Origin of the sequence: Bacillus salitolerans (assembly GCF_042680805.1) — a bacterium.
Taxonomy (GTDB): domain Bacteria; phylum Bacillota; class Bacilli; order Bacillales; family SA4; genus Bacillus_CJ; species Bacillus_CJ salitolerans.
Genome location: NZ_JBHUEM010000005.1, coordinates 81,111 through 100,407, shown reverse-complemented (window position 1 = coordinate 100,407; position 19,297 = coordinate 81,111). Strand labels below are relative to the sequence as shown.

The 19,297-nt window shown below is 35.9% G+C and carries 29 protein-coding genes; 27 read left to right on the top strand and 2 right to left on the bottom strand.

The annotated features are described in order from the left end of the window. The first annotated feature begins 53 nt into the window (after positions 1 to 53). The 9 genes from ACFSCX_RS06470 (at position 54) to ACFSCX_RS06430 (ending at position 5,107) form a co-directional block, all read left to right on the top strand. The gene (locus ACFSCX_RS06470) at positions 54 to 206 is read left to right on the top strand and encodes a hypothetical protein (protein ID WP_377927354.1); all 153 of its coding nucleotides are present in this window, start codon (positions 54 to 56) and stop codon (positions 204 to 206) included. Positions 207 to 217: 11 nt separating this feature from the next. Further along, positions 218 to 394, top strand: coding sequence for a hypothetical protein (locus ACFSCX_RS06465; RefSeq protein WP_377927353.1), 177 nt, complete (start codon positions 218 to 220; stop codon positions 392 to 394). Further along, on the top strand, positions 369 to 680 hold the full coding sequence (locus ACFSCX_RS06460) for a hypothetical protein (RefSeq protein ID WP_377927352.1): 312 nt from the start codon (positions 369 to 371) through the stop codon (positions 678 to 680). The genes ACFSCX_RS06465 and ACFSCX_RS06460 overlap by 26 nt, the downstream gene beginning before the upstream one ends. Positions 681 to 719: 39 nt before the next feature. Then, positions 720 to 1,577: a hypothetical protein gene (locus ACFSCX_RS06455; RefSeq protein WP_377927351.1), complete on the top strand. Its 858-nt coding sequence runs from the start codon at positions 720 to 722 to the stop codon at positions 1,575 to 1,577. Between the two features lie 20 nt (positions 1,578 to 1,597). After that, positions 1,598 to 1,780, top strand: coding sequence for a flagellar FlbD family protein (locus ACFSCX_RS06450; protein WP_377927350.1), 183 nt, complete (start codon positions 1,598 to 1,600; stop codon positions 1,778 to 1,780). A gap of 67 nt (positions 1,781 to 1,847) precedes the next feature. Continuing rightward, positions 1,848 to 2,501 carry a hypothetical protein gene (locus tag ACFSCX_RS06445; RefSeq protein ID WP_377927349.1) on the top strand — a complete coding sequence of 218 codons (654 nt, stop codon included), beginning with the start codon at positions 1,848 to 1,850 and terminating at the stop codon, positions 2,499 to 2,501. 116 nt (positions 2,502 to 2,617) lie between these two features. After that, the gene (locus ACFSCX_RS06440) at positions 2,618 to 4,351 is read left to right on the top strand and encodes an adenine nucleotide alpha hydrolase family protein (protein WP_377927348.1); all 1,734 of its coding nucleotides are present in this window, start codon (positions 2,618 to 2,620) and stop codon (positions 4,349 to 4,351) included. A gap of 32 nt (positions 4,352 to 4,383) precedes the next feature. Beyond that, on the top strand, positions 4,384 to 4,644 hold the full coding sequence (locus ACFSCX_RS06435) for a hypothetical protein (RefSeq protein WP_377927347.1): 261 nt from the start codon (positions 4,384 to 4,386) through the stop codon (positions 4,642 to 4,644). 148 nt (positions 4,645 to 4,792) lie between these two features. Next, positions 4,793 to 5,107, top strand: coding sequence for a hypothetical protein (locus tag ACFSCX_RS06430; RefSeq protein ID WP_377927346.1), 315 nt, complete (start codon positions 4,793 to 4,795; stop codon positions 5,105 to 5,107). A 610-nt stretch (positions 5,108 to 5,717) separates the two neighbouring features. Here the strand turns inward: ACFSCX_RS06430 and ACFSCX_RS06425 are convergent. After that, the gene (locus tag ACFSCX_RS06425; RefSeq protein WP_377927345.1) at positions 5,718 to 7,049 is read right to left on the bottom strand and encodes a hypothetical protein; all 1,332 of its coding nucleotides are present in this window, start codon (positions 7,047 to 7,049) and stop codon (positions 5,718 to 5,720) included. Positions 7,050 to 7,456: 407 nt separating this feature from the next. Between ACFSCX_RS06425 and ssb the strand changes: the two genes are divergently transcribed. The 18 genes from ssb (at position 7,457) to ACFSCX_RS06335 (ending at position 18,132) form a co-directional block, all read left to right on the top strand. Continuing rightward, positions 7,457 to 7,912: a single-stranded DNA-binding protein gene (ssb, locus tag ACFSCX_RS06420; RefSeq protein ID WP_377927344.1), complete on the top strand. Its 456-nt coding sequence runs from the start codon at positions 7,457 to 7,459 to the stop codon at positions 7,910 to 7,912. Positions 7,913 to 8,001: 89 nt separating this feature from the next. Then, positions 8,002 to 8,256, top strand: a complete 255-nt coding sequence (locus ACFSCX_RS06415) for a hypothetical protein (RefSeq protein WP_377927343.1) — start codon at positions 8,002 to 8,004, stop codon at positions 8,254 to 8,256. Beyond that, positions 8,225 to 8,395: a hypothetical protein gene (locus ACFSCX_RS06410; protein WP_377927342.1), complete on the top strand. Its 171-nt coding sequence runs from the start codon at positions 8,225 to 8,227 to the stop codon at positions 8,393 to 8,395. The genes ACFSCX_RS06415 and ACFSCX_RS06410 overlap by 32 nt, the downstream gene beginning before the upstream one ends. Positions 8,396 to 8,427: 32 nt before the next feature. Next, a complete protein-coding gene (locus ACFSCX_RS06405; protein WP_377927341.1) occupies positions 8,428 to 8,811 on the top strand; it encodes a hypothetical protein in 384 nt (127 codons plus the stop codon). 59 nt (positions 8,812 to 8,870) lie between these two features. Next, entirely contained in the window at positions 8,871 to 9,938 is a 1,068-nt protein-coding gene (locus ACFSCX_RS06400; protein ID WP_377927340.1) for a DUF6094 domain-containing protein, read from the top strand. A gap of 82 nt (positions 9,939 to 10,020) precedes the next feature. Further along, entirely contained in the window at positions 10,021 to 10,215 is a 195-nt protein-coding gene (locus ACFSCX_RS06395; protein ID WP_377927339.1) for a hypothetical protein, read from the top strand. 36 nt (positions 10,216 to 10,251) lie between these two features. After that, complete coding sequence (locus ACFSCX_RS06390) at positions 10,252 to 12,117, top strand: LPD1 domain-containing protein (protein WP_377927338.1); 1,866 nt, start codon at positions 10,252 to 10,254, stop codon at positions 12,115 to 12,117. A 108-nt stretch (positions 12,118 to 12,225) separates the two neighbouring features. Beyond that, positions 12,226 to 12,810, top strand: coding sequence for a hypothetical protein (locus ACFSCX_RS06385; RefSeq protein ID WP_377927337.1), 585 nt, complete (start codon positions 12,226 to 12,228; stop codon positions 12,808 to 12,810). 82 nt (positions 12,811 to 12,892) lie between these two features. Further along, positions 12,893 to 13,057, top strand: a complete 165-nt coding sequence (locus ACFSCX_RS06380) for a hypothetical protein (protein WP_377927336.1) — start codon at positions 12,893 to 12,895, stop codon at positions 13,055 to 13,057. 39 nt (positions 13,058 to 13,096) lie between these two features. Next, complete coding sequence (locus ACFSCX_RS06375) at positions 13,097 to 13,372, top strand: hypothetical protein (RefSeq protein ID WP_377927335.1); 276 nt, start codon at positions 13,097 to 13,099, stop codon at positions 13,370 to 13,372. Positions 13,373 to 13,488: 116 nt separating this feature from the next. Beyond that, positions 13,489 to 14,895, top strand: coding sequence for a DNA cytosine methyltransferase (locus ACFSCX_RS06370; protein ID WP_377927334.1), 1,407 nt, complete (start codon positions 13,489 to 13,491; stop codon positions 14,893 to 14,895). Positions 14,896 to 14,952: 57 nt separating this feature from the next. Then, entirely contained in the window at positions 14,953 to 15,348 is a 396-nt protein-coding gene (locus ACFSCX_RS06365) for a hypothetical protein (RefSeq protein ID WP_377927333.1), read from the top strand. Between the two features lie 60 nt (positions 15,349 to 15,408). After that, on the top strand, positions 15,409 to 15,582 hold the full coding sequence (locus ACFSCX_RS06360) for a hypothetical protein (RefSeq protein ID WP_377927332.1): 174 nt from the start codon (positions 15,409 to 15,411) through the stop codon (positions 15,580 to 15,582). 125 nt (positions 15,583 to 15,707) lie between these two features. Then, positions 15,708 to 16,577, top strand: a complete 870-nt coding sequence (locus tag ACFSCX_RS06355; RefSeq protein ID WP_377927331.1) for a type II toxin-antitoxin system SpoIISA family toxin — start codon at positions 15,708 to 15,710, stop codon at positions 16,575 to 16,577. A 71-nt stretch (positions 16,578 to 16,648) separates the two neighbouring features. Then, on the top strand, positions 16,649 to 16,879 hold the full coding sequence (locus ACFSCX_RS06350) for a hypothetical protein (protein WP_377927330.1): 231 nt from the start codon (positions 16,649 to 16,651) through the stop codon (positions 16,877 to 16,879). Positions 16,880 to 16,996: 117 nt separating this feature from the next. Then, complete coding sequence (locus ACFSCX_RS06345; RefSeq protein WP_377927329.1) at positions 16,997 to 17,146, top strand: hypothetical protein; 150 nt, start codon at positions 16,997 to 16,999, stop codon at positions 17,144 to 17,146. Between the two features lie 25 nt (positions 17,147 to 17,171). Then, the gene (locus ACFSCX_RS06340) at positions 17,172 to 17,312 is read left to right on the top strand and encodes a hypothetical protein (RefSeq protein ID WP_377927328.1); all 141 of its coding nucleotides are present in this window, start codon (positions 17,172 to 17,174) and stop codon (positions 17,310 to 17,312) included. A 670-nt stretch (positions 17,313 to 17,982) separates the two neighbouring features. Further along, positions 17,983 to 18,132 carry a hypothetical protein gene (locus tag ACFSCX_RS06335; RefSeq protein WP_377927327.1) on the top strand — a complete coding sequence of 50 codons (150 nt, stop codon included), beginning with the start codon at positions 17,983 to 17,985 and terminating at the stop codon, positions 18,130 to 18,132. Between the two features lie 57 nt (positions 18,133 to 18,189). On the opposite strand, the gene ACFSCX_RS06330 is transcribed toward ACFSCX_RS06335, so the two are convergent. After that, entirely contained in the window at positions 18,190 to 19,068 is an 879-nt protein-coding gene (locus ACFSCX_RS06330; RefSeq protein ID WP_377927326.1) for an ATP-dependent DNA ligase, read from the bottom strand. Positions 19,069 to 19,297 lie beyond the last annotated feature (229 nt).

Genomic DNA, 19,297 nt, shown 5'->3' with positions numbered 1-19,297 from the left:
TCCAAATCAGGGATTGGTGCCGCTTTTTTTATTAAAATTCGGGAGGACTCATTATGTTAAAGAAATTAGACAAATTGGTAGAGAAAGCATTTTGTGTAGCGATGATTGTTGCCGTCATCATGTGCGTGGTAGAAGGGTATCAAACAATTGAAAGAAATAATGCGAAGAAGATGGAAATGGAATCTTCTTATGCCATTGATCAATAGGAGGGCCATTTATGTTAGACCGTCAATCAGCTAAAGCATATCGGAAGCTCGTTTGTGAGTCAGATCCGTATAAAAGATTCGAATTGGTTGAACAAATGGACCCGAATACTGCAAAGAGAGTATTAATGACCGTGGTCATGAAACAAGGAGAGAAAAAAGAAAATGATTCTAACGGACGAATTCATTGAATTAACGGACGATACGGCGGTGGTCGGGATGGTTTACAACAGCATGAATGAGGAAGTCAAAGAAGTTTTATTTCAAGCTTCAGAGATACCTAATTTTATTGCGAAGTACTCGAACCATCCTAAACTCGAAGTGATTGGTCCCATGGATACGGTTGAAGTGGAAATCCGAAATGGTTTCCTTCACTATTTTCGTGACCAACAGTACCTATGCCAACTGCCTATGATTTTACATGCCTTTCATACAGGTTTGTTACAGGCTAGCGAGTTCCGTTATATCTATCAATAAATTTCATCTTACAACATGTAAGAGAAAGGGGAACGTAACATGAAAACTGAAAGTGCAGCTAGTTTGATGGAAAACTACATTACTAGTGGAGGATACAGAGAAAAAAAGCAAGTTGAATTACACCTAAAAGGAGATAAGAAAAAAGGGATTTTAGGAGCACAAGACCAGCTTCGTCATTGTCTAAAGGATCACGATTCCAAGCGATTCGAGTATGTAGACCTGAACCTTGTCGCCAAATTCGTTACGAAGAGAGTATACAATTGGGACTATGAATCTTTACATGAATACCTGGACGATTTAGGTTTATTTCCTTTAGTGGCCAAAATCGATAACAAAGCCCTAAAGGATGACCTAGCAACCATGGATATGCTAGAAGATTTCAGACTCCCATCCACCTACTATATTAAACCTTCCCTTAATAAATTGGGGAAAGCAGTCGTTGAGGTTTCAGCTGCTGAATTCCGCAGTTTAGGTGAAGGAGAGTTACTTAAGACCATTAAAAATTTGAAAGTACTTTATGAACGTCAAACTCAAATATATGAAGATCTCAAATCAGGCATGATGCAGTGTGACATTCTTCAATCTGAGAAAAAAGTCGAGCATGAATATGGTTCGGTTTCCTTAATTGAGAATACACAGGAATATGACATGATGGAGATTTATCAACATTTTGGTTCTGATTTTTTGTTAAAGTACTCCAAAGTGGATAACAGTTTGTTAGATTCGTATGTGTTTCAAGGAACCATTAAATCTAGTGAAATTGAACAGTTTAGAACCTTACATGATGTTCGGCTAGATTTCGTTGTGATGGCACTAGATGTCGAGCAAAAGATTTTGGCTCAACAACAAAAAAGACGAATTCTAACTTCGCTAAACCTAGAAAAGAAACGAGCTTAGGCTGGATGAGGAAATGAACGTTGTTCATTGAAGTAACAGATAGTCAAACAGGCGCAAGGGTATCCGTAAATCCTAATCATATTTGTACCATGTTTGATGCAGGAGATAAAACGATTATAAGGACAATAGACGGTCATGATTTGTGGACAGTAGAAAGTTATACCGAGGTGCTGAAAAAGATTAACGAAAAATTTGAAAAGTGAGCATGAGAAGTAGCCAGTAGAATGCTACCTTTACATGCTTCAAACCCAAAATGGAGGAGACAAGATTATGAATAAAATGGAATTTAATGGACCTTATTTGTATGGATATGTTGAGGGAGAACGATACAACGTTGAAAATAATCCTCAACAAATTTCAGCATTCATTCTAAAAAATCGATTCAAAAATGTGAGGATTGTATCGGTATTGGATATCCCTCTCATTACAACGATTGGAGGATTCATAGATTACGTAGCGGATCAAACATATCTAAAAGAAGAATTACTTCCAGTGTTCGTTCCAATACAAAGAGGAGAGGTAGAAGTACCGGAATTTGTACCTTATCAGCTAAATGAGGAAGTCTCTGTAATAGCGCAACAAAAAGGTATAGAGATGAATGGTGCAAAGTTTGATGTTGTGGTGACGGAAATCCCTTACACTCACATTATTCATCTTTTAGAGCTAGAAGGTCCTAAGCTTGTAACTGATATTATTAATTCTACTTGGCAAGATGAATTAATTAAGCTATTGAATCTTCCAAAAGTTGATGAGGACGAGGATGAAATTTATTACCATATCTATTGCTATTGCCATAAAGAAAACGGATTAATCTTAGAGTATGGGTGGGACGGTGAAACTGGACCAATGTTTACTCGCGTTTACGAAGATGAACCCGTGTGGCCGGATTTTCTAGAAGTGATAAATGAAAGAAACAATGATTAATGAGATTTTTCAACTAAAGCTTATAAAAAAGCACTTAATAAAACTATTTGATAGGGAGAGGACATTCGAGATACGAGTGTCCTCTTTTTTTTTTTATGTAAGGAGGAGGGTGTGAAATGAGTTTTGATTTTTATCAACCATTTAATGAAATTAAAGAGGAAATGGCTCAACTATATCTCAATCAAGAAAAAAACTGGTTACTAGCGGTCAGCTATGGGAAAGACAGTACGGCAATGCTCTTATTGATATGGGAAATGCTTTCGAATTTACCCGCTGAAATGAGAACGAATCAAGTACACGTCATAACATCAGCAACCTCAGTAGAAACACCAGATATGGAAGCCTATTTAAGAAGGTCTGTTCAACGTGTGAACAAGGCAGCTAGAGAACAGGGTCTACCCATTACTGCACATATCGCCACTCCAGCTAAAAGGGATAATTACTGGCTTCAAGTGCTAGGGAAGGGAAATCCACCTGTCAGTCCAATCGGTAGATTCCGTTGGTGTTCTCAAAAGCTCAAAATCAATGCTGTCGAGAAAATCACAGAAGAAATATTAAGAGATTGTCCTGTTACTTTCGGGGAAGAACACGATGCGATCTTAGGTCTTGGAGTTAGAGATAATGAATCTATTCGTAGGAAGAATTCCATATCTAAGCATAGTATTGATGAAACCAAGTTTGCGAAACACAACAAGTACGAAAATGTCTTGGTATACCATCCAATAAAATATCTGGATGGAAGTCAGTTATGGGGCTATTTTGCGGATTTTGATACGTTTCCATGGGGTACACCAGTTGAGGAACTGAGAAGTTTTTATCCTGAAGAAATTTTTGAATGTAGTATCAAGACGGATGGACAGGGAACCTCTTGTGGAAATGGTCGAAATGGATGTTGGGTGTGTACTGCGGTGGTAGAAGATAAAATGCTAAAAGATCTTGTTTCAAAAGATTTTAGCTTACAACCTCTTTATGAGTACAAACAGGTGCTTGCCACCATCCGAAACGATGCCAGGTATCGTATGCCCGTAAAGCGTGTCAATCTGAAGCATACAAATAAGCGAATAAACGAAGAGAATCGAACCAAAAATCAGCTAGACTTCTTACGTGACTCAATCATTGATTATAGTGTTGAATCACAAAGAAGGTCTGAGTATGAGTTATATGATCGAGCAAATGATACAGAATACAACCCAGGTTCCCTTACGATTACGGCCCGCCTATTGCTGCTTCGTAAATTACTCTATATTGAACAGCAGACAGGCTATGAATTGATTGAAAAGGACATTATTGAAGCCATTGTGGATTGCTGGATAGAAGAGGGATATCACATCTCATTAAGCGATGTAACCCCTTTAGATTGGCAATACGATGGTCCGGTGGTATTTGACGAAAACGGTGTGTTAAAAACAAAGGACACTACGAATCCTCATCCTCAATTTTGGGTACATCAAGACTTCTCAATGGGACGAGATGAAATGGTTCAATACATCGAAGATCGAGTGAAAGAAACAGGTCAATCCTTCTTTTATTACATAGATTGTTGCGATCTTGGTGAGAAAGAGGCTTTTGCTTGGAATATTGGTTACTTCCTTGTTTGTGATGAGTCCATTCAAGAGGAGAGAGATGCCTTTCGTTTAATTCAAGATTGGCTTTATAAAAAACCAGTAGTGGAAGAAATGGATTGGGATCTTTTTGCAGAGCGTTATTACCAGGCTGCATATCATATTAAGTCTCAATCGATTGTGGATTATAAAGAATTGGAACAGATTAATCGTGTTTTAGTTACATTGGGCAAGACGCCAGTTCCAATAGAGTATAACGTTAAACAACTTGTTCTGGATATTGCTTAAGTTAACCTAAACAAATAAGGAGGAATGTAAAAATGAAATTGACAAGCGAAGATAAAGAGTTACTACTAAAATGGGGATTTCCAGAGAAGGACTTTTATCAAATTGAAGTGGCAACAAGAAAGACAACATACGAATTGGATGATAAGAAAATATCAGCAAAAGAAGCATTGGAAATATTAGGAAGAGAAACATATTTAAGTGGTATTTCAAGAAGTGCTTTTCATTGGTCGTCTTGTAGAGAAAATGAAAAAGGTCAAATAGTTTATTTTAATTCGTCAAAGTTATTTAAATAATTCGGCCTACTTCAGGAATCTGTTCAAGAAGCAATTAAGACAATTGGCTTTGAAGATGCTTAGGTTAGATAGATGATAAAAGTTAAAGAGGATGAAAATATTCTCTTGAGCCGTGTTATAATATAAAAAGAAATTGGAGGGAAACCGAATGGAAGAAACTTTAAAGCAAATACTTGGCGAACTTCAAAAGGTTAATAATCGACTTGATAGTTTAGAAAAAGGTCAGAAAGAATTAAAATTAGATGTATCTGACCTTAAATCAGGACAAGACCAGTTAAAAGAAAACCTTATTAATGGACTTGGACCATACTTCGAACAAATCGAGAAACATATCGATGCAAAAACAGACGAACTCAAGGATACATTAGAAGATCAACAGAGAGTTATTGATACTCTTTCTGCACGTTCTATTAAGCAAGAGAGTGAAATAAAAGACTTCAAACGCATAGTGAAGAATCAATGATGAGTAATCGCCATTTTAGGCTTTTAGGCTATTCTCAGCAATGACCGAGAGATTCATAACAATACTAGGAAGTGGTGAAATACTTATCACTTCCTTTAAAAAACAACACGAATCCACAACATGGCTACATGAAAAAACTCCTTACAGTCACTTGAGACTTTGTAAGGAGTTTTTTGATTTCAGGTGAACAAACAGAACACACGTTCTTTTTTAGGTATGATTATGAGGAAAAAAATGCTATAATAAAGAGGATAGTAAAACGGGTAATGCGGTCAACTCTTTCTGTGGAGAAAGGGGGCTGCGTGTATGGATCATGTTCAAATCTTTATAAGTACAGGGCTACTCTTCATTGCTTTATTCAATGTCATTATTGTACTAATTGATAAGATGAACAAAAAATAATCCACCCGTTAGCTGTCCGGCTAGGTGGATTATCTTTCATCTTCACGCCCACAGTGACCGTAGTTACTGCGGTTGTACTATCAGAAGGGCTGAGAGTGCTGGAACACTTTCAGTCCTCTTTTTTAACTTATGTGATAATTATCTAAATTATAACATTTAAACATACATTACACAAAAAAAGTTATGTGAAATTATTGAAAAATATATTTTATTCTTCAGTATCATTTGTTTCTTCTTCATTATCACCAGTAAAGATAGGTGCTGGTTTTAAGCCTTGCCGTTCGATATTCTTGACATATACTTCGGTTACAGAGGGATTCTCCTCCAAATATTTTGAAAAGGCATCAAAAAATGAACCAAATGTCATTTTTTCTAAGAGGGAGTTTAAATGAGATATAACCAAATCATCTAATAGTTCTTCATTCTTTATGTAAAACATAATTAATGGAACTAAAGAATTTGCTGTATTATACCCCGTATGCGGTTTTATTAATTTTTGATCCTCGAATAAATATTCTCTTATTGGTTGAAAGAATCCGTGTTTTCGCAATGTAGCAATCTGTTCAGTTTTTATTTTTTGTATAGAACCATTCAATGCTAATTTTTCCACGAATGAACCCTTCTCACTAGGATCTATTAAGTTGTTTTCTAGTAAAATGATAGCTAAGTCCCAGAATCCATCGCTATTTATAATACCTCGCTTAAAGAAGTAATCGTTCCATAATAACCTAATCAATTCGCCATCTTTTGTACACATTAACAACTTTTCAGGATAGACAGTAATAAAATCTTTGAAAATATCATGGTCAGAGGTGATAAATTGAATAAATCCTTCATTCACAGCTTCATTTGTTGAGAACGCAATATCTTTCCAAAACTTATAAAAATCATCTTCTTTATCTTCAATATAGAGATAGCTTATATTTTTTAGAAGGTCATTGATATTTCTTAATAAATCACTTATCTCACTAGTTTTGACAACAAAGGGTATTTGTTCAATAAGATATGAATAATCTTGTCCAGGTTGGGTTAAGTTTGAGTCGAAGTGTTTTTCAATTTTATTTAATAATCCTTCTCTCCCACCATTGACTATAAATTTACTTAGATTGGATTGGATAAATAACCAAAATGATTCAACATGAGGATAACTAATAATATTATCCTTCGAATGAGCGCAGTCATTTCTTTTCCTACGCCAATATACCATGTCCTCTCTAAGATCATTATTTATTAGGTACACTTTACTTCTACCATCTGCAATTTTCCACTGGGTAGTATCAAACACTGTTTGATCCCACACACTATCATCCTGAATTTTGTTTAAAAGACCCTGCCATGTGCCCTCTGATATTGTATCAGGTCTAGAATTCTTCGCTTGCTCTAAACGATGTTTTAACACCTTTAAAACAAAGTAATATGACATTAGAAATGAAGCACGATAAGCACCGATTTTGTAACATTTTATCGCTTCTTTTATTAAACTAACTGCTTCTGGAGAGAAGTTTTGTGACTGTATGTAATCTTCAAATTTCAAATTCAAATCTACACTCCTTTTAATATATTTATTTGTAACTCTTTCGATTTAGGCGTATTCCAAAAATTAACATTACATCACTTTGATTTTACCATATTACTCAAATAGAACCATAGATGATTAATATAAAACTTAAGATGTCAATATTGCATGTTTTGGCAAATCATAGTAGACTATAACTATATTCTTTTTCTTTTTAATTTTTCTTTGCAATCCTCATTTTTATGATGGATTAGCGGGTTACTTAATAAACGTATGCACTCTTTGGGGTGATCTCAAATATACATTTTTGTATATTGCAGGAGATTGCTCTAAAGGGTGCTTTTTTGCGTTTATTGACCTTTTAGCAGCAAAGTGGAATTTGAAGAAGAGAATTATAAAAATTATTTTTATAATAGGGAGAGTGTTTTCGAATGTACAATCGTGTTGGACTAATTGGAAGATTAACAAAAGACGTAAATTTACGCTATACGCCAGCTGGTGATCCAGTTGCGACGTTCACAGTTGCTGTAAATCGCGTCTGGGAGAAGCCAGGGCAAGAAGATGGAAAGCATAAAGTTGATTTCTTTAACATTGTTGTTTGGGGTAAATCGGGAGAAAATTGTGCTAACTACCTTCGTAAAGGAAGCTTATGTAGTATTGATGGAAGATTACAATCCAGAAATTACGAAGGGAACGATGGAAAGAGAGTTTTTGTAACAGAGGTTAAGGCTGACAGTGTGCAGTTCTTAGAACCTAAAGGAGAAGGTACTGGACAGTCGAATGACAACAGTAACAGAAATCAACAAGAGACACATACCTTTAATGGGGATGATCCATTTGCGGGCAGTGAACCTGTTGATATTCCAGATGATGACTGGCCGTTCTAATTCTAGAGTGCAATAATTGCTCTTTAAAAGTAAAAAGTTATGAGGGTGTTCCTGTTTTCGGGACACTCTTATTTGTTTAGGAGGTCCGTATGCAAGTTAATTTATTCAATGCGCTTAGACTTATCGAGGTGCTTAAGGCTGATTTAGAAGAATCCAGTGTGTTTTTAAGGGATACCGATATCACACCTAAGCAAAAGCAACGAAAGATAGAACTAGTACAAAAAGCAGAGAACTTTATTCAGGAGTCCATGAACCAAGAGTTGTATTTTGACTTTTGGGCTGCTAAGCAAACCGAAGAACGGGGGAGAAATTATGTTAGATCCTATGATGGCGATCTTTATTAAAAATAGTAAAGAGGAATTGAAAAAGGGTACTGTCACTTTAGACGAGTACACAAAGGGATTAGCGAAAATCTTTGAAAAGATGCGTGAGTTTAATGGCATGACGTCAGAAGAGTTTTACGCTGAAGTAAACAAGCTCTAACCAGTAATAAAACCTTGAGGGAGAGATAAAGAATGACAGTTGATTGTCTGTATGTAAAAAAAGAGGATTTAAATGAATCTGGAGTTGTTGTAGAATCATATTTTGCTTTTCACATTTGTAATGAACACGAAGAAAGGTTAGTGTTCCTTTCATCTTCATTTGGTGATGTGAAAAGGGAAGTGAACCGTGAAAATCTCTTAGAATACTTGAAGAGACATTTTCGTGATACTTTCTACAAGCAAGTTGAATACCAGGAGGGCCTTAATTATTGTGGGCAATGGTATAACTTAGAACAACTGGGGTTTAAAGAGGAACTTCCAACAAAGAGTGAACCTATTTTTGAGACGTGTCCGAAGTGTTTTGGTGGTGGATGTATGAACTGCCACTTTGACGGGTCGATATTGAAGGAATACTGAAACCAAGAGAATGAATAGTCATTCTCTTTTTCTATGATTAAATACTAGGAGGAATTGAAATGTCTCAAATCGGTAACAAGCTCAGAATGGGCTTTTTTGCTACACCTGAAGCACAAGGCGAATACATCAAACAATTACTAGATTTCCAAGGGGATTGTAGTGTGTTTGATCCGACGTGCGGAGAAGGTGCCATTCTTCATCAACTCACAAAAGGACAGCGAGAGGATATCACCATTTCAACGTATGGAGTGGAAATTGATAAAGGACGTGCCTTGAAAGCAAAGGAATTCCTTACTCATGCCTTACACGCTCCTATTGAGTCAATGGTGATTTCAAATGATGTCTTTTCGATGGTGTGGTTAAACCCACCTTACGACTTTGCGATGAAAAATGAGGATGAACGAGCTGATAGAAAAGAATATATCGAGTTAGTTCGGAATACACGATATCTTGCTCCTAACGGGGTAATGGTCTATGTCATTCCTTCCTACCGTTTTTCTGATGAAAAGATTGCTAGATTCTTGGCTACTCATTTTGATAATGTAGGGATTCTACGTTTCTCAGATGAGGACTACGATGATTTCAAGCAATGCTATTTCATTGGTACTAAAAAAGGCGGTAAATTTAAGGAGTACAATCCGAAGATATTTGAATTCTTAACGCAGATGGAGTCAGAGGAATTTGTAAAAAAGAATGTGACACCTATTAACCATTTAGTTGGTCGGCATAAATGGAAAGTTCCTACTGGACGTACAGAGGTTAAAACCTTTTATACAAAGTTAGAGGGAAAAGACAGCTATTATACAGGTATTCAAAATAGCAAAGGCTTTCAAGCATTTATGGAACGTTCCAAGCCTAGAACACTTGAACTGGGCGGAGATCCTATCATTAACTTAGCCAATGGCCAAATTGCCTTGCTTCTTGCAAGTGGTGCAATTAATGGACTGATGGGTAAAGGTGATAATTACCATGCTGTTCAAGGGTTAGAAATGGTTAGTAAAGTGACAGAGGAAGAAAAACATATAAACGATGATGGTTCTACTACGATTAAAGAGGTTACCAGGACAAAACGTGAAATTTCCATAAAATTCATCACGCCACAAGGTCTGGTACGTAAATTAGTCTAAGAGAACTCGAATTCGAGAGGAAGTGAGCTGTAAGGATGCTTGCTTCCTCTTTTATATTTATCAAACAAAGGGAGAGGTTCACATGAATGCATTAGGAGTAAAGTCATTTAAAGAAACCGTTAAGGCAGGAGACTATCTTTCTGTCTATACCATTCCTCATAAGTATATGGGGACGGTAGAGAAGGTACATGATACCTGGTTCACTTTAACAGGCGATATCACCACTCATATTATCGATTTCAATAAGATATATGCTTGGCACATTCTTAATGACTAATCAAATCAATGAGCAAATACGAGGAGGAAAAAATAGATGTTAGAACAGCAAATTAGCTTTTTCAATGAAACGGATTCCATTTATGGATTAGATAATGAACAGTCGGTTGATATTCGTACTGAGAAACAGGCGAATAAAAAATATTCGTATGATGTTGGCGAAAAGATAGGTATGGCACAAAAAGACATTCACCAACTTCGCAAACAATTTCAGAACGAAAATAATATGGATACCTTAAGTGAGATTGAACAACTTGATCAGTCCATAGCAGCCGACTTAGTAACTAAAAATGAATTATTCAGCAGTTTCAACTTAGAAAAAGAAAAAGAGAATGGTACGTTACCTGACGTAGCAAGGTTTAAGCAACTTCTGATTCAACGTATAGATGGTGCTCCAACAGAAGATTCAATGGAAGCACGTCGTATTTATTTTACGGCATCCAAAGAATTGCTAAAGCGTTTGGATACTATTAAAAGTTGGGATGATGTTCAAACCTTTATTAAGGATGTAGGACTTGCTATTCGCTATTGGGATAGTGATAGTACTTATGTACTTAAACGGATTCATGAGTTAGAAAAAGAAATAGGTTCCGTAGATATCGATAGCAAAGAGTATCAAATAGCAGCAGTCCGTTTACGTCGAAGTAGAAATGCATTGTTTGGTATTACCGAAGGACAAACGTATCGATTTGATTGTCTTGGGAAGAGTTTCTGCAAGTTCTTCAGTGATTCCAAATCCGCAGATTCTCTTTTAAAAAATGCACAAAAGATTAAATCGTGGGATGATTTGCTTGCACCTAAGAAATCAGAGAAAAAGAAAGCTAGTTCAAAACCAGCTTGGGAGAGAAAGTTACCGGACCGACCAGATCGTAAGGGTGGAAGATATTCATTTGTGGAATCACCTGAAGATTTAATGACAGTCTTCAACTTGCGAGCAGTCGAGTTTGGCCATTATGTCGAGGATATTAAAGGGAAAGAACATCTATTCCGTTGTAGCGAAGCTTTACAGGATTTATCAGACGTATTAAACGTATCAGATAGAGCCTTATCGTTACGTGGGGAGCTTGCTCTTGCATTTGGAAGCCGAGGAAAAGGTGGTCGAGCATTGGCACACTATGAACCTCTATCGAAGGTCATTAACTTTACCAAGAATAAAGGAGTTTTAGGTGTAACGGCTCATGAATGGTTTCATTCACTTGATCATTTCTTATTCAACCTTTCACATGATTTCAAAAATGGCAAGCGTGGATATCTTTCTGAAGAGGATGCGATTGGAGCTTCAATTGATCCATTAATTGTATGTGCAATGAACGACCTTTTACATGAAATTAATGAAGGTAATTCAATTGCTACCTTTCCTAATGATAATAAGGAAGGTGCTTCATGGCGTATTGGCTCCATCACTAAAAATGCTTACAAGGCAGCGAATGGTGATCTGTTACAAATGATGAAGGACTACAAGGAAAAGCTTGATAAACAGTATAGTTATCACTTATCCATGAGCTTTTATGCAAATCGTGAAGACGAGAAGGAAAAGTTAAATAAACGAAAACTGAGAGAGTTAAAGAAGTTTGGACAAGCTATCGCTTGGCTTCATGAACAAGAAACGGGGAATCGAGTAGAGGAAATACCTTATCCCGCTAACCGTTCTCAATTTTTGGAGCAAGCCATTTTTCTTGATAAGGGAAAATATGGTAAATATTGGAGTTCTGCGGTTGAATTAACTGCTAGAGCCTTTGAATCCTGGGTTCAAGACAAACTTGAGAATGATCAACGTATGAATGACTATCTTGTTTGTGGAACAAAGGACAGTATTGCTTATCCTATCGGAGAAGAACGTGAACGTATTCATGCCAGAATGGATACTCTCATGAAACTTGTCGCAAGCTTATTGGAAGATTGAAAGATTGGTATACTAGTTTCATTCGGACTCTAACTGTTTTTTTTAATAGGGTTTGAATGAACTGACCAATGTGGTAGAGTATTAAAATTAAGAAATGAGGTAATTCGTTTGAGAAAACATTTTACGATTATATTAAAGTATGCGATGTACAGTTATATATTTATTACATTTATTGTTCTACTTGATGGTATAGGTTTGCTAGATCCATATAAAGAGGTTTTAAAGCCTATCTTAGCATTACCTAATTTTGCAACCATGGTTGCTCTGGTCTATTTAATTATTGACCTCCTAAAAAGAGAGAATGATAAACAAAAAGAATTAGAGTTAGAAATAGAGAATAAAAAGAAAGTGAAGTATATCTATGCACCCACTAAAGCGTATGTGGCTTCTAGAGAACTAGATGCTTACGTACGGAGGTCCAATTTTTATGCGATGAATGGGGAAATGCTTACGAAAGAATTTTCTCATGAGGATGGGAAAGTTTCACCATATCTTCCTCCTTATTCAACAGAAGTAGAGCATTCGCTTGACCTGTTGATAGGAAAAGAATATCAGTATTACGAAAATATCCCTACCTTGACGCATGAAATTAGAATTAAAGGTTACGATGGAACATGGTACTGTGCTGAAGCCGATACAAAAGCTTTAGCCATTTGTATTGCGTACCTTCTTGCCAGTGGAACTTTACAATAAAATACGAGAGGATGAGTTCAGTTTTTACTTGATCTTATCCTCTTTATTTATGACTTAGATTAAGTCAAAAGGAGAGAGAACCATGCAAAAAAATACATGGACAGACGGTGAATTACAAACCTTACTGGAAGAACTGGGATACGATTTCACCAATGAAAACGGTGAAATTAATGGACTTAGTTTTTCACAAGAAGCTGTAAACAACGGTTATTCTTGGAATTCTTCTTTAAGTGTATGGGAAATGTAATTAACTATCTAAATAAACAATAGAGAGGGAGAAGAAACCATGAGAGAATTTTTCAAAGTAGAGGTACAAGAATGGCACAGTCAGGAAAATGCATACTACGATTATTCTGGCCACCGTCTAGTTGTGGTAGAGTTGCCGAAGAAAGAGGATGAAAGCTCCTATGAAGAAAAAAGACGTGAAGAGGAAAAGCCTCGTTATGATAAACTGGCTGATTCTTTAGCGGATATGCTAAAGAAGGAACACAACTATCGATATAAAAATCGTAGACAAGATGGATCGATTTTTGTGTACCATTCTTATTCAATAGGAGATTAATAAAATAAACAATGAGAGGAACAGGTTTTGCTTCATTAGGCAAACCTGTTCCTCTTTTTTACAAGAGATCCAGTTTAGCGGAAGAAGATTTTATTAAATACTAGGAGGATAATAGGATGAAACCATTATTACGAAAGACATATGCGAAGAGAATGAAAAATGGAAAGAGCGGTATATGGTTGCACCATCTTGTTTGTGAAACTGCGGGATTAGTGGAGAAGCAGCCTGTTTATGTATCGGTTAGAGAAAATGAAATCGTTTTACAAAATAATCCTATTGATGAACATGATCATATTATTCATGTAGTGGGTAGGGAGAGTAAGACGAGTAAAAAAGTTCGCCCTTTGATTGATACAGCTGGTGACCGATATGAATCCATTTTATCCTTAACAGACAAAGTGGAGATTATTGTCCAAAAACAGGGGGATTTATCTCAAATTATTGTCCGTCCTTTACAGTTTCGTCTAATGGAGACCGAAACGCTTGAATCATTAAATGATGAAAGAATTCGTGTGGTTTCTGCCTTTGCAGGATGTGGAGTAGGGACGAGTGCATTAATGTCTACCGGATTTTTCACACCTGTTATGGAGATAGAGTATGAGGACGATTCAGCTGAGGTTTTGAAGCATAACTATCCTCACTCACTTTTATACAACGGTGATGCAAAAGATTGTCATGGGGTGATGAAAGCGGATGTTTGTCTAGTTACGGCACCTTGCAATGAATCGAGTTCTTTGGGATTTCAAGCTGGTAACGTGATAAATTCTTTAGCGATTGCTACGGCAAAGATCATTCGATCGTCACAAGCGGATGTCGTGTTTTTCGAGAATGTCCCACAGTGGTATAAGACGGATGAATGGTTATTATTAAAGGATTTATTGAAAGACGATTATCCTTTCTTTACTCAAAAGCAGCTTGAAGCATGGGATTTCGGGAGTGTTGCTACTAGAAAACGCACGTATTGTATAGCGTTTAAGGAAGAAGAGATGTTCGCAAACTTTCAGTGGCCGAAAGTACCGAATCTTCGTCGACGTAAATTAAAAGACTTCTTAGATGGTAAGCATGTACAACATGAATGGAAGTCTCTTGAAACGTGGATGACGAATTTTCAAGATAGAGGTTCATCTTGGAAGGATCGATCTCTTGATAAGACATTTGTAGATGAAGAAGTGAAGGAGATTCAATGCATCCCGCGGCGCTACAGAGGGCAGTCCGCCTCTTCGACATATATTTTAAGCGAGGATAAAACATCTTGGAGATTCCTTTCCATTGATGAAATACGACGAATTCTAGGTGTACCTTCCTGGTTTGAGTTTCCAGAGCATACGCCAATGACAAGAATCTATGAAATGTTAGGTCAATCTGTTTCTTGTCAGGTCATTTCAGCAATTGGCAATAAAATAGCCGAGTGTTTTGTGAGGAAGTCGTTTCAAAAGGTGTCAGAGTTGGTTGCTACTGTTAAAGATAAAATTAGTGAAGCTGTTCAAGAAAATGATAATGGGCAACTTCAACTCGTTATTTAATCAAAATGTGAGGGATGTAGTTGTTTCATACTTTAAAAAAGAGGTAGGGGAAGAGATATGACAGTAATAAATAAATCTCTATGCGTATGCTGCAAGCAAGTGGAAAGTGAATTCGTATGTGATGTATGTTTTAACAAAAGTAAAACAACATCAATGCCGAGAGAAGAAAGTTTGTGTATAAAATGTAAATCACAAACAGTTGAACCTGCAATAAGCAAAATTTGTGATGAGTGTTTTGACGACTTGTGGGATAAACAACTCAATAGAGAAATTGAACGTTTTTGTAACCCAGTCAAATGGTATATGTACTTTGTTTATTCTTTTGATAAATTAGGCCAAGGTTTTGGGTGCCATATTGAAGCTACATCAGAAGAAGAAGCAAGTAACAAATATTTAACTGACTTTCCTGAACATAAAGTTAGTAGTGTTTATCTGTTAGGAAAGACAAGATAAAGTGTTTTTTTAATAAATATGTAATAGTATGAAAATCTCGGTGAGAGTGGGAGATGTGTAATGAAATTTGACTTAAAAAAAATGAAGAAGTTAGCAGAGGTTGATGCTCTTATTAAATTCCAGGTGACAGATCTAACAAAACGACTAGGTAGTGAAGATGAAGCTTACCAAATCGTGTTTAACTCGGAGGTTTTAGATGCTCCTGAATTTGAAGAAGTATATAATAATTTATAAACTTACTGTGGAATAAGTCACTATGACAAGGGCTATTTGCCCTTGTCATAGTGCATTAAATTAAGAGTATAAAGATGAAAAGTACATACAAATGAAACATTTGTTTGTTACGAGGGGGAATGAATTTGAAAACGAAAGAACAAGAAAAAGCTGAGAGACGAAAAAAGAATATCCGTCATGGGATAGCCGTGATAGGCTTTATATTGAGTATTCTCTTTGTTAGAACCGGTTGGGGAACAAGCACCCTTAGTTTCATACAAGATAATAAATATCTAATGTTGCTTCTTATCACAACTCTTATTGTTTATCTAAGTTGGACAGAACCGGTATTTTTTAGAGAGTACAAACAAAACTTAAGACGCTCATGGTATTTTTTCTTTTTCGTTGGGATGATCATCCTTATAAATGAGACAGGATTTGATACGGCCAATTGGCAGAGGTATTTGTACTTAGCAGGAATGTTTATCTTTGTGGATTTAGCTCTCTTTCTTACACCACTTATCAAGAAGTTTGGTGGTGCTGAGGTGGAAAACGTTCAAGACATTGATAACGTTAATACAGCAATAAGGAAGCAAATTAAACTAGAGTATGGGAAAGCAGAAGTATTTAAGGATTTGTTATCAAGGCTGCCTCGTGAACGTTTTCTCCGAAAAGACTGGGATAATGTCAGTGATTACTGTATCGACTTAGAAGAATCATTATCTCATTATGGGGAAGCGTGTATGTTAGAAATCCTTGTTTTTCCTGAATCGGAAGTAAAGACTCCGACCCAATTTAAGACAGTTTTAGGTGTTGATGTAGATGAGGAAATGGAGAAAAAAATTGTTAATGGGGATATTGTTCAGGTTAATAACCAGCTAATCCTCATTCCTTTCACTCAAGAGCTATATCCAGTTATCATTGCTGTAACATCACCAAGGCAACCTATTACAAATATAGACGTATCAAATATTATTAGTCTTTCAGTTATTAATTCATGGAGAAAGAAAATATGAAGATTAATATATTCATAGTGTACAAGCTTATGAAATTTGGTAAAATATATATAAGGAAGGAGGAGGTTTAATTGGTAAGAGAAGCTATTAAAGAAGTTTTTGATAATGAAGAAATTAAAAGTTATAGTGGAATTCAAAGAAAAGGACGGTTAGTAAGAAGAAAAACTGAATCCCTTTTTGAAGACGAACCTATCTCTAAACTGCCAAGTATTCCTACTCTTAATTATATGGAAGATTTATTTGTTAAGGCTGACAAGGCTATTAGACAACTAAAATATAAAAAAGAAGTATCAGGTTCGTAGAAGACAAGAGATAATCTCTTGTCTTTTTTTGTCTCTATTTGCATGTTTAAAAGTTTCATAATTTGTCCATACAGATAGTACGTATTACTATTATTGGTTTGTATGGGAGGAATAAAAGTGAAGAAGAATAGAGAATCATTGTTCAATGATAAACCGCTAACTAAACTTCCTAAATATAATTTAGAAGACGACCACATGTATAAATTGAGCCAACAACTTGATAGTAAAGTGAAAAAGCTAAAAAAACAAATGGAACGTGGTAGCTGAAAACAGTAGAAAGGGATGGACCCTAATGACCCCCAAAAAAGTTATAGACTTACGTACTAAATCAAGACCAGTAGAGGTAAAGAGTCAAAGTGAGATCATTGAGGAAAGAAGAAAGAAGCCTAGAGAAAAAATAGAATCCGTGAAAAGGAACGGTCGTTTGTCATAAGTTACATGAGATTAATAATATGTTGCTTGTTACAGGGTCAACCTTACGAGGTATTTTAGTTACTCGTATGTATGCGGAACGATAAAAATTATATTCATAAAAGCCCTTTACCACTAGGTAAGGGCTTTTTTATTTTCCCCCAAAATCTCCTCATATTGATGTGTATAGAAACATCTATTTTTTCAATCTTCAATGTATAGGGAGTTTTACTACAGTTTAACTACAGTTGGTATTCCTTACCTTACCTTTTCTCCGATATGGATTTTATTTTGAAGTTTTACAGCAGTTGGCGCCAATAGGTTATACGAAGTTTATTTTTCAACCGAAGGAGTGTAACTAATGCAGTAAAAAACACTTTTATTTATGAAGGATAAAAGAAAAATTTTTAAAAGAGATATTAGAGTCGATTATAAATTTGGACTCTTAGCAGAGTTAGGGAGGTACAGATATAGATTACAAGTGATTAAATATTGTTTTTTCAAACCTTTTCTAGAGAAGAAAATAAATACCTCGATATAGTGGTGCTTTTAGTGAACCTTGCAGTTGTTACTCAATTCAATTATTGTTTACCAATATTTTTTCGCATTCAAGAGTTGTTGTTTGATCCAAAAATATGTTACTTGTCCTTAAAAGTTTTTAAGGGCTAATAAAGCCTAGGGGGTAAAAATAAATGGATATTATCATGGAAATTGTTATTGGATTTATTTTTATTGTGTACGGTCCTGTCATTATGGAAAAAGGACAAAAAATACACAGAAAGGTGAAGGAAAGAACAAGTCGGTTCATAGCAAAGGTTAAGGGTAAGTGGAAGAAGAAGTAAGGGGTGTTATTATGAGTGAAAAGAAGGTCTCTCCAAATACTAAGGGGAGACCTTTCTTTAATTGGAGATACTGTACTCAACAAAAACGGGGGTACGTAGATAACCATTTCGTGTTAATCCTCTTGTCTTAACAATTCCATTTAATGTCGGGTGTACATATACATTCATCTGATCTTCTTTAATTTTGTTTTGGTAAGCATATCGAAAGAAAGTTTTGCGGTGTTCTGGAGCCATAAATTCGATAACACCCGCTGGTTTTAACTTATCACCTTGTGCAAAAGCGCATAATACTCCAAACTCTCCCTTATGGCGAAATCCTGTTAGAACCACCTTATACTCCTTATAAAATACAAATTTCCCCCATTCTCTTCTTGCTGCAGGGTAGTACAGGCTATTTTTGTTCTTAACAACCAATCCTTCATGTCCCCTTGATTTAAGGACATCATGTACTTGTTTTCCTACTTCGCTAAAGAACATCAATTGAATATGTGCATTTGTGACAACCATTTCTTGCAGTAACTCTTTCCGTTGCCACAAAGGTAACTTCATAGCATTTGTCTCATTTTTTCCATAGTACAAGATATCAAAAATTACAAAGTAAGCGGGATTTTCCCTTACGGCATATTGTATTTTGAATTCATTCGAATGCAAATGGAATCGGTCCATGGTTAATTCCCAGTCATCTAGTCCAGTACTTGGATCCACACAATAAATTTCTCCATCTAATAAACAGGGTTCTTTCGTTTGAATCGAAGAGATAATCTCAGGAAATCGCTTTGTAATATTCGTTTTATGTCTTGTATGTAAAAGAGGGAAAGTGGGATAAGTTGAAAGGATTCCTCTAATCCCATCAATTTTGGGCTCTATAATCATATGAGGCTTTTGGATAATGTGTTCATCTGCCTTCTCCAGTAACATCGGATATTGAAAGTCCATCATGTTCAGTCCTTATATCAATTTATATGTAGCATATGTAGACAGAGGACTTTTATTTATGGTGGAGGGAACTTTCATCCAGAAGAATCCTAGTCTTTACGTATTACTTGAAAAAAGGTATAATATCCCTATATTACTTTTTCTTTTTAATTTTTCTTTGCAATCCTTGGAATAGGATTAGCGGGTACTTACTAAACAATATGCAGCCTATGAGGTTGATTGAAAGAAA

Bases quoted from the DNA above. Each gene is read 5' to 3' on its own strand.
- ACFSCX_RS06470 (WP_377927354.1), top strand. From the start codon at position 54: ATGTTAAAGAAATTAGACAAATTGGTAGAGAAAGCATTTTGTGTAGCG.
- ACFSCX_RS06465 (WP_377927353.1), top strand. From the start codon at position 218: ATGTTAGACCGTCAATCAGCTAAAGCATATCGGAAGCTCGTTTGTGAG.
- ACFSCX_RS06460 (WP_377927352.1), top strand. From the start codon at position 369: ATGATTCTAACGGACGAATTCATTGAATTAACGGACGATACGGCGGTG.
- ACFSCX_RS06455 (WP_377927351.1), top strand. From the start codon at position 720: ATGAAAACTGAAAGTGCAGCTAGTTTGATGGAAAACTACATTACTAGT.
- ACFSCX_RS06445 (WP_377927349.1), top strand. From the start codon at position 1,848: ATGAATAAAATGGAATTTAATGGACCTTATTTGTATGGATATGTTGAG.
- ACFSCX_RS06440 (WP_377927348.1), top strand. From the start codon at position 2,618: ATGAGTTTTGATTTTTATCAACCATTTAATGAAATTAAAGAGGAAATG.
- ACFSCX_RS06435 (WP_377927347.1), top strand. From the start codon at position 4,384: ATGAAATTGACAAGCGAAGATAAAGAGTTACTACTAAAATGGGGATTT.
- ACFSCX_RS06430 (WP_377927346.1), top strand. From the start codon at position 4,793: ATGGAAGAAACTTTAAAGCAAATACTTGGCGAACTTCAAAAGGTTAAT.
- ssb (WP_377927344.1), top strand. From the start codon at position 7,457: ATGTACAATCGTGTTGGACTAATTGGAAGATTAACAAAAGACGTAAAT.
- ACFSCX_RS06415 (WP_377927343.1), top strand. From the start codon at position 8,002: ATGCAAGTTAATTTATTCAATGCGCTTAGACTTATCGAGGTGCTTAAG.
- ACFSCX_RS06410 (WP_377927342.1), top strand. From the start codon at position 8,225: ATGTTAGATCCTATGATGGCGATCTTTATTAAAAATAGTAAAGAGGAA.
- ACFSCX_RS06405 (WP_377927341.1), top strand. From the start codon at position 8,428: ATGACAGTTGATTGTCTGTATGTAAAAAAAGAGGATTTAAATGAATCT.
- ACFSCX_RS06400 (WP_377927340.1), top strand. From the start codon at position 8,871: ATGTCTCAAATCGGTAACAAGCTCAGAATGGGCTTTTTTGCTACACCT.
- ACFSCX_RS06395 (WP_377927339.1), top strand. From the start codon at position 10,021: ATGAATGCATTAGGAGTAAAGTCATTTAAAGAAACCGTTAAGGCAGGA.
- ACFSCX_RS06390 (WP_377927338.1), top strand. From the start codon at position 10,252: ATGTTAGAACAGCAAATTAGCTTTTTCAATGAAACGGATTCCATTTAT.
- ACFSCX_RS06380 (WP_377927336.1), top strand. From the start codon at position 12,893: ATGCAAAAAAATACATGGACAGACGGTGAATTACAAACCTTACTGGAA.
- ACFSCX_RS06375 (WP_377927335.1), top strand. From the start codon at position 13,097: ATGAGAGAATTTTTCAAAGTAGAGGTACAAGAATGGCACAGTCAGGAA.
- ACFSCX_RS06370 (WP_377927334.1), top strand. From the start codon at position 13,489: ATGAAACCATTATTACGAAAGACATATGCGAAGAGAATGAAAAATGGA.
- ACFSCX_RS06365 (WP_377927333.1), top strand. From the start codon at position 14,953: ATGACAGTAATAAATAAATCTCTATGCGTATGCTGCAAGCAAGTGGAA.
- ACFSCX_RS06360 (WP_377927332.1), top strand. From the start codon at position 15,409: ATGAAATTTGACTTAAAAAAAATGAAGAAGTTAGCAGAGGTTGATGCT.
- ACFSCX_RS06340 (WP_377927328.1), top strand. From the start codon at position 17,172: ATGACCCCCAAAAAAGTTATAGACTTACGTACTAAATCAAGACCAGTA.
- ACFSCX_RS06335 (WP_377927327.1), top strand. From the start codon at position 17,983: ATGGATATTATCATGGAAATTGTTATTGGATTTATTTTTATTGTGTAC.
- ACFSCX_RS06330 (WP_377927326.1), bottom strand. From the start codon at position 19,068: ATGGACTTTCAATATCCGATGTTACTGGAGAAGGCAGATGAACACATT.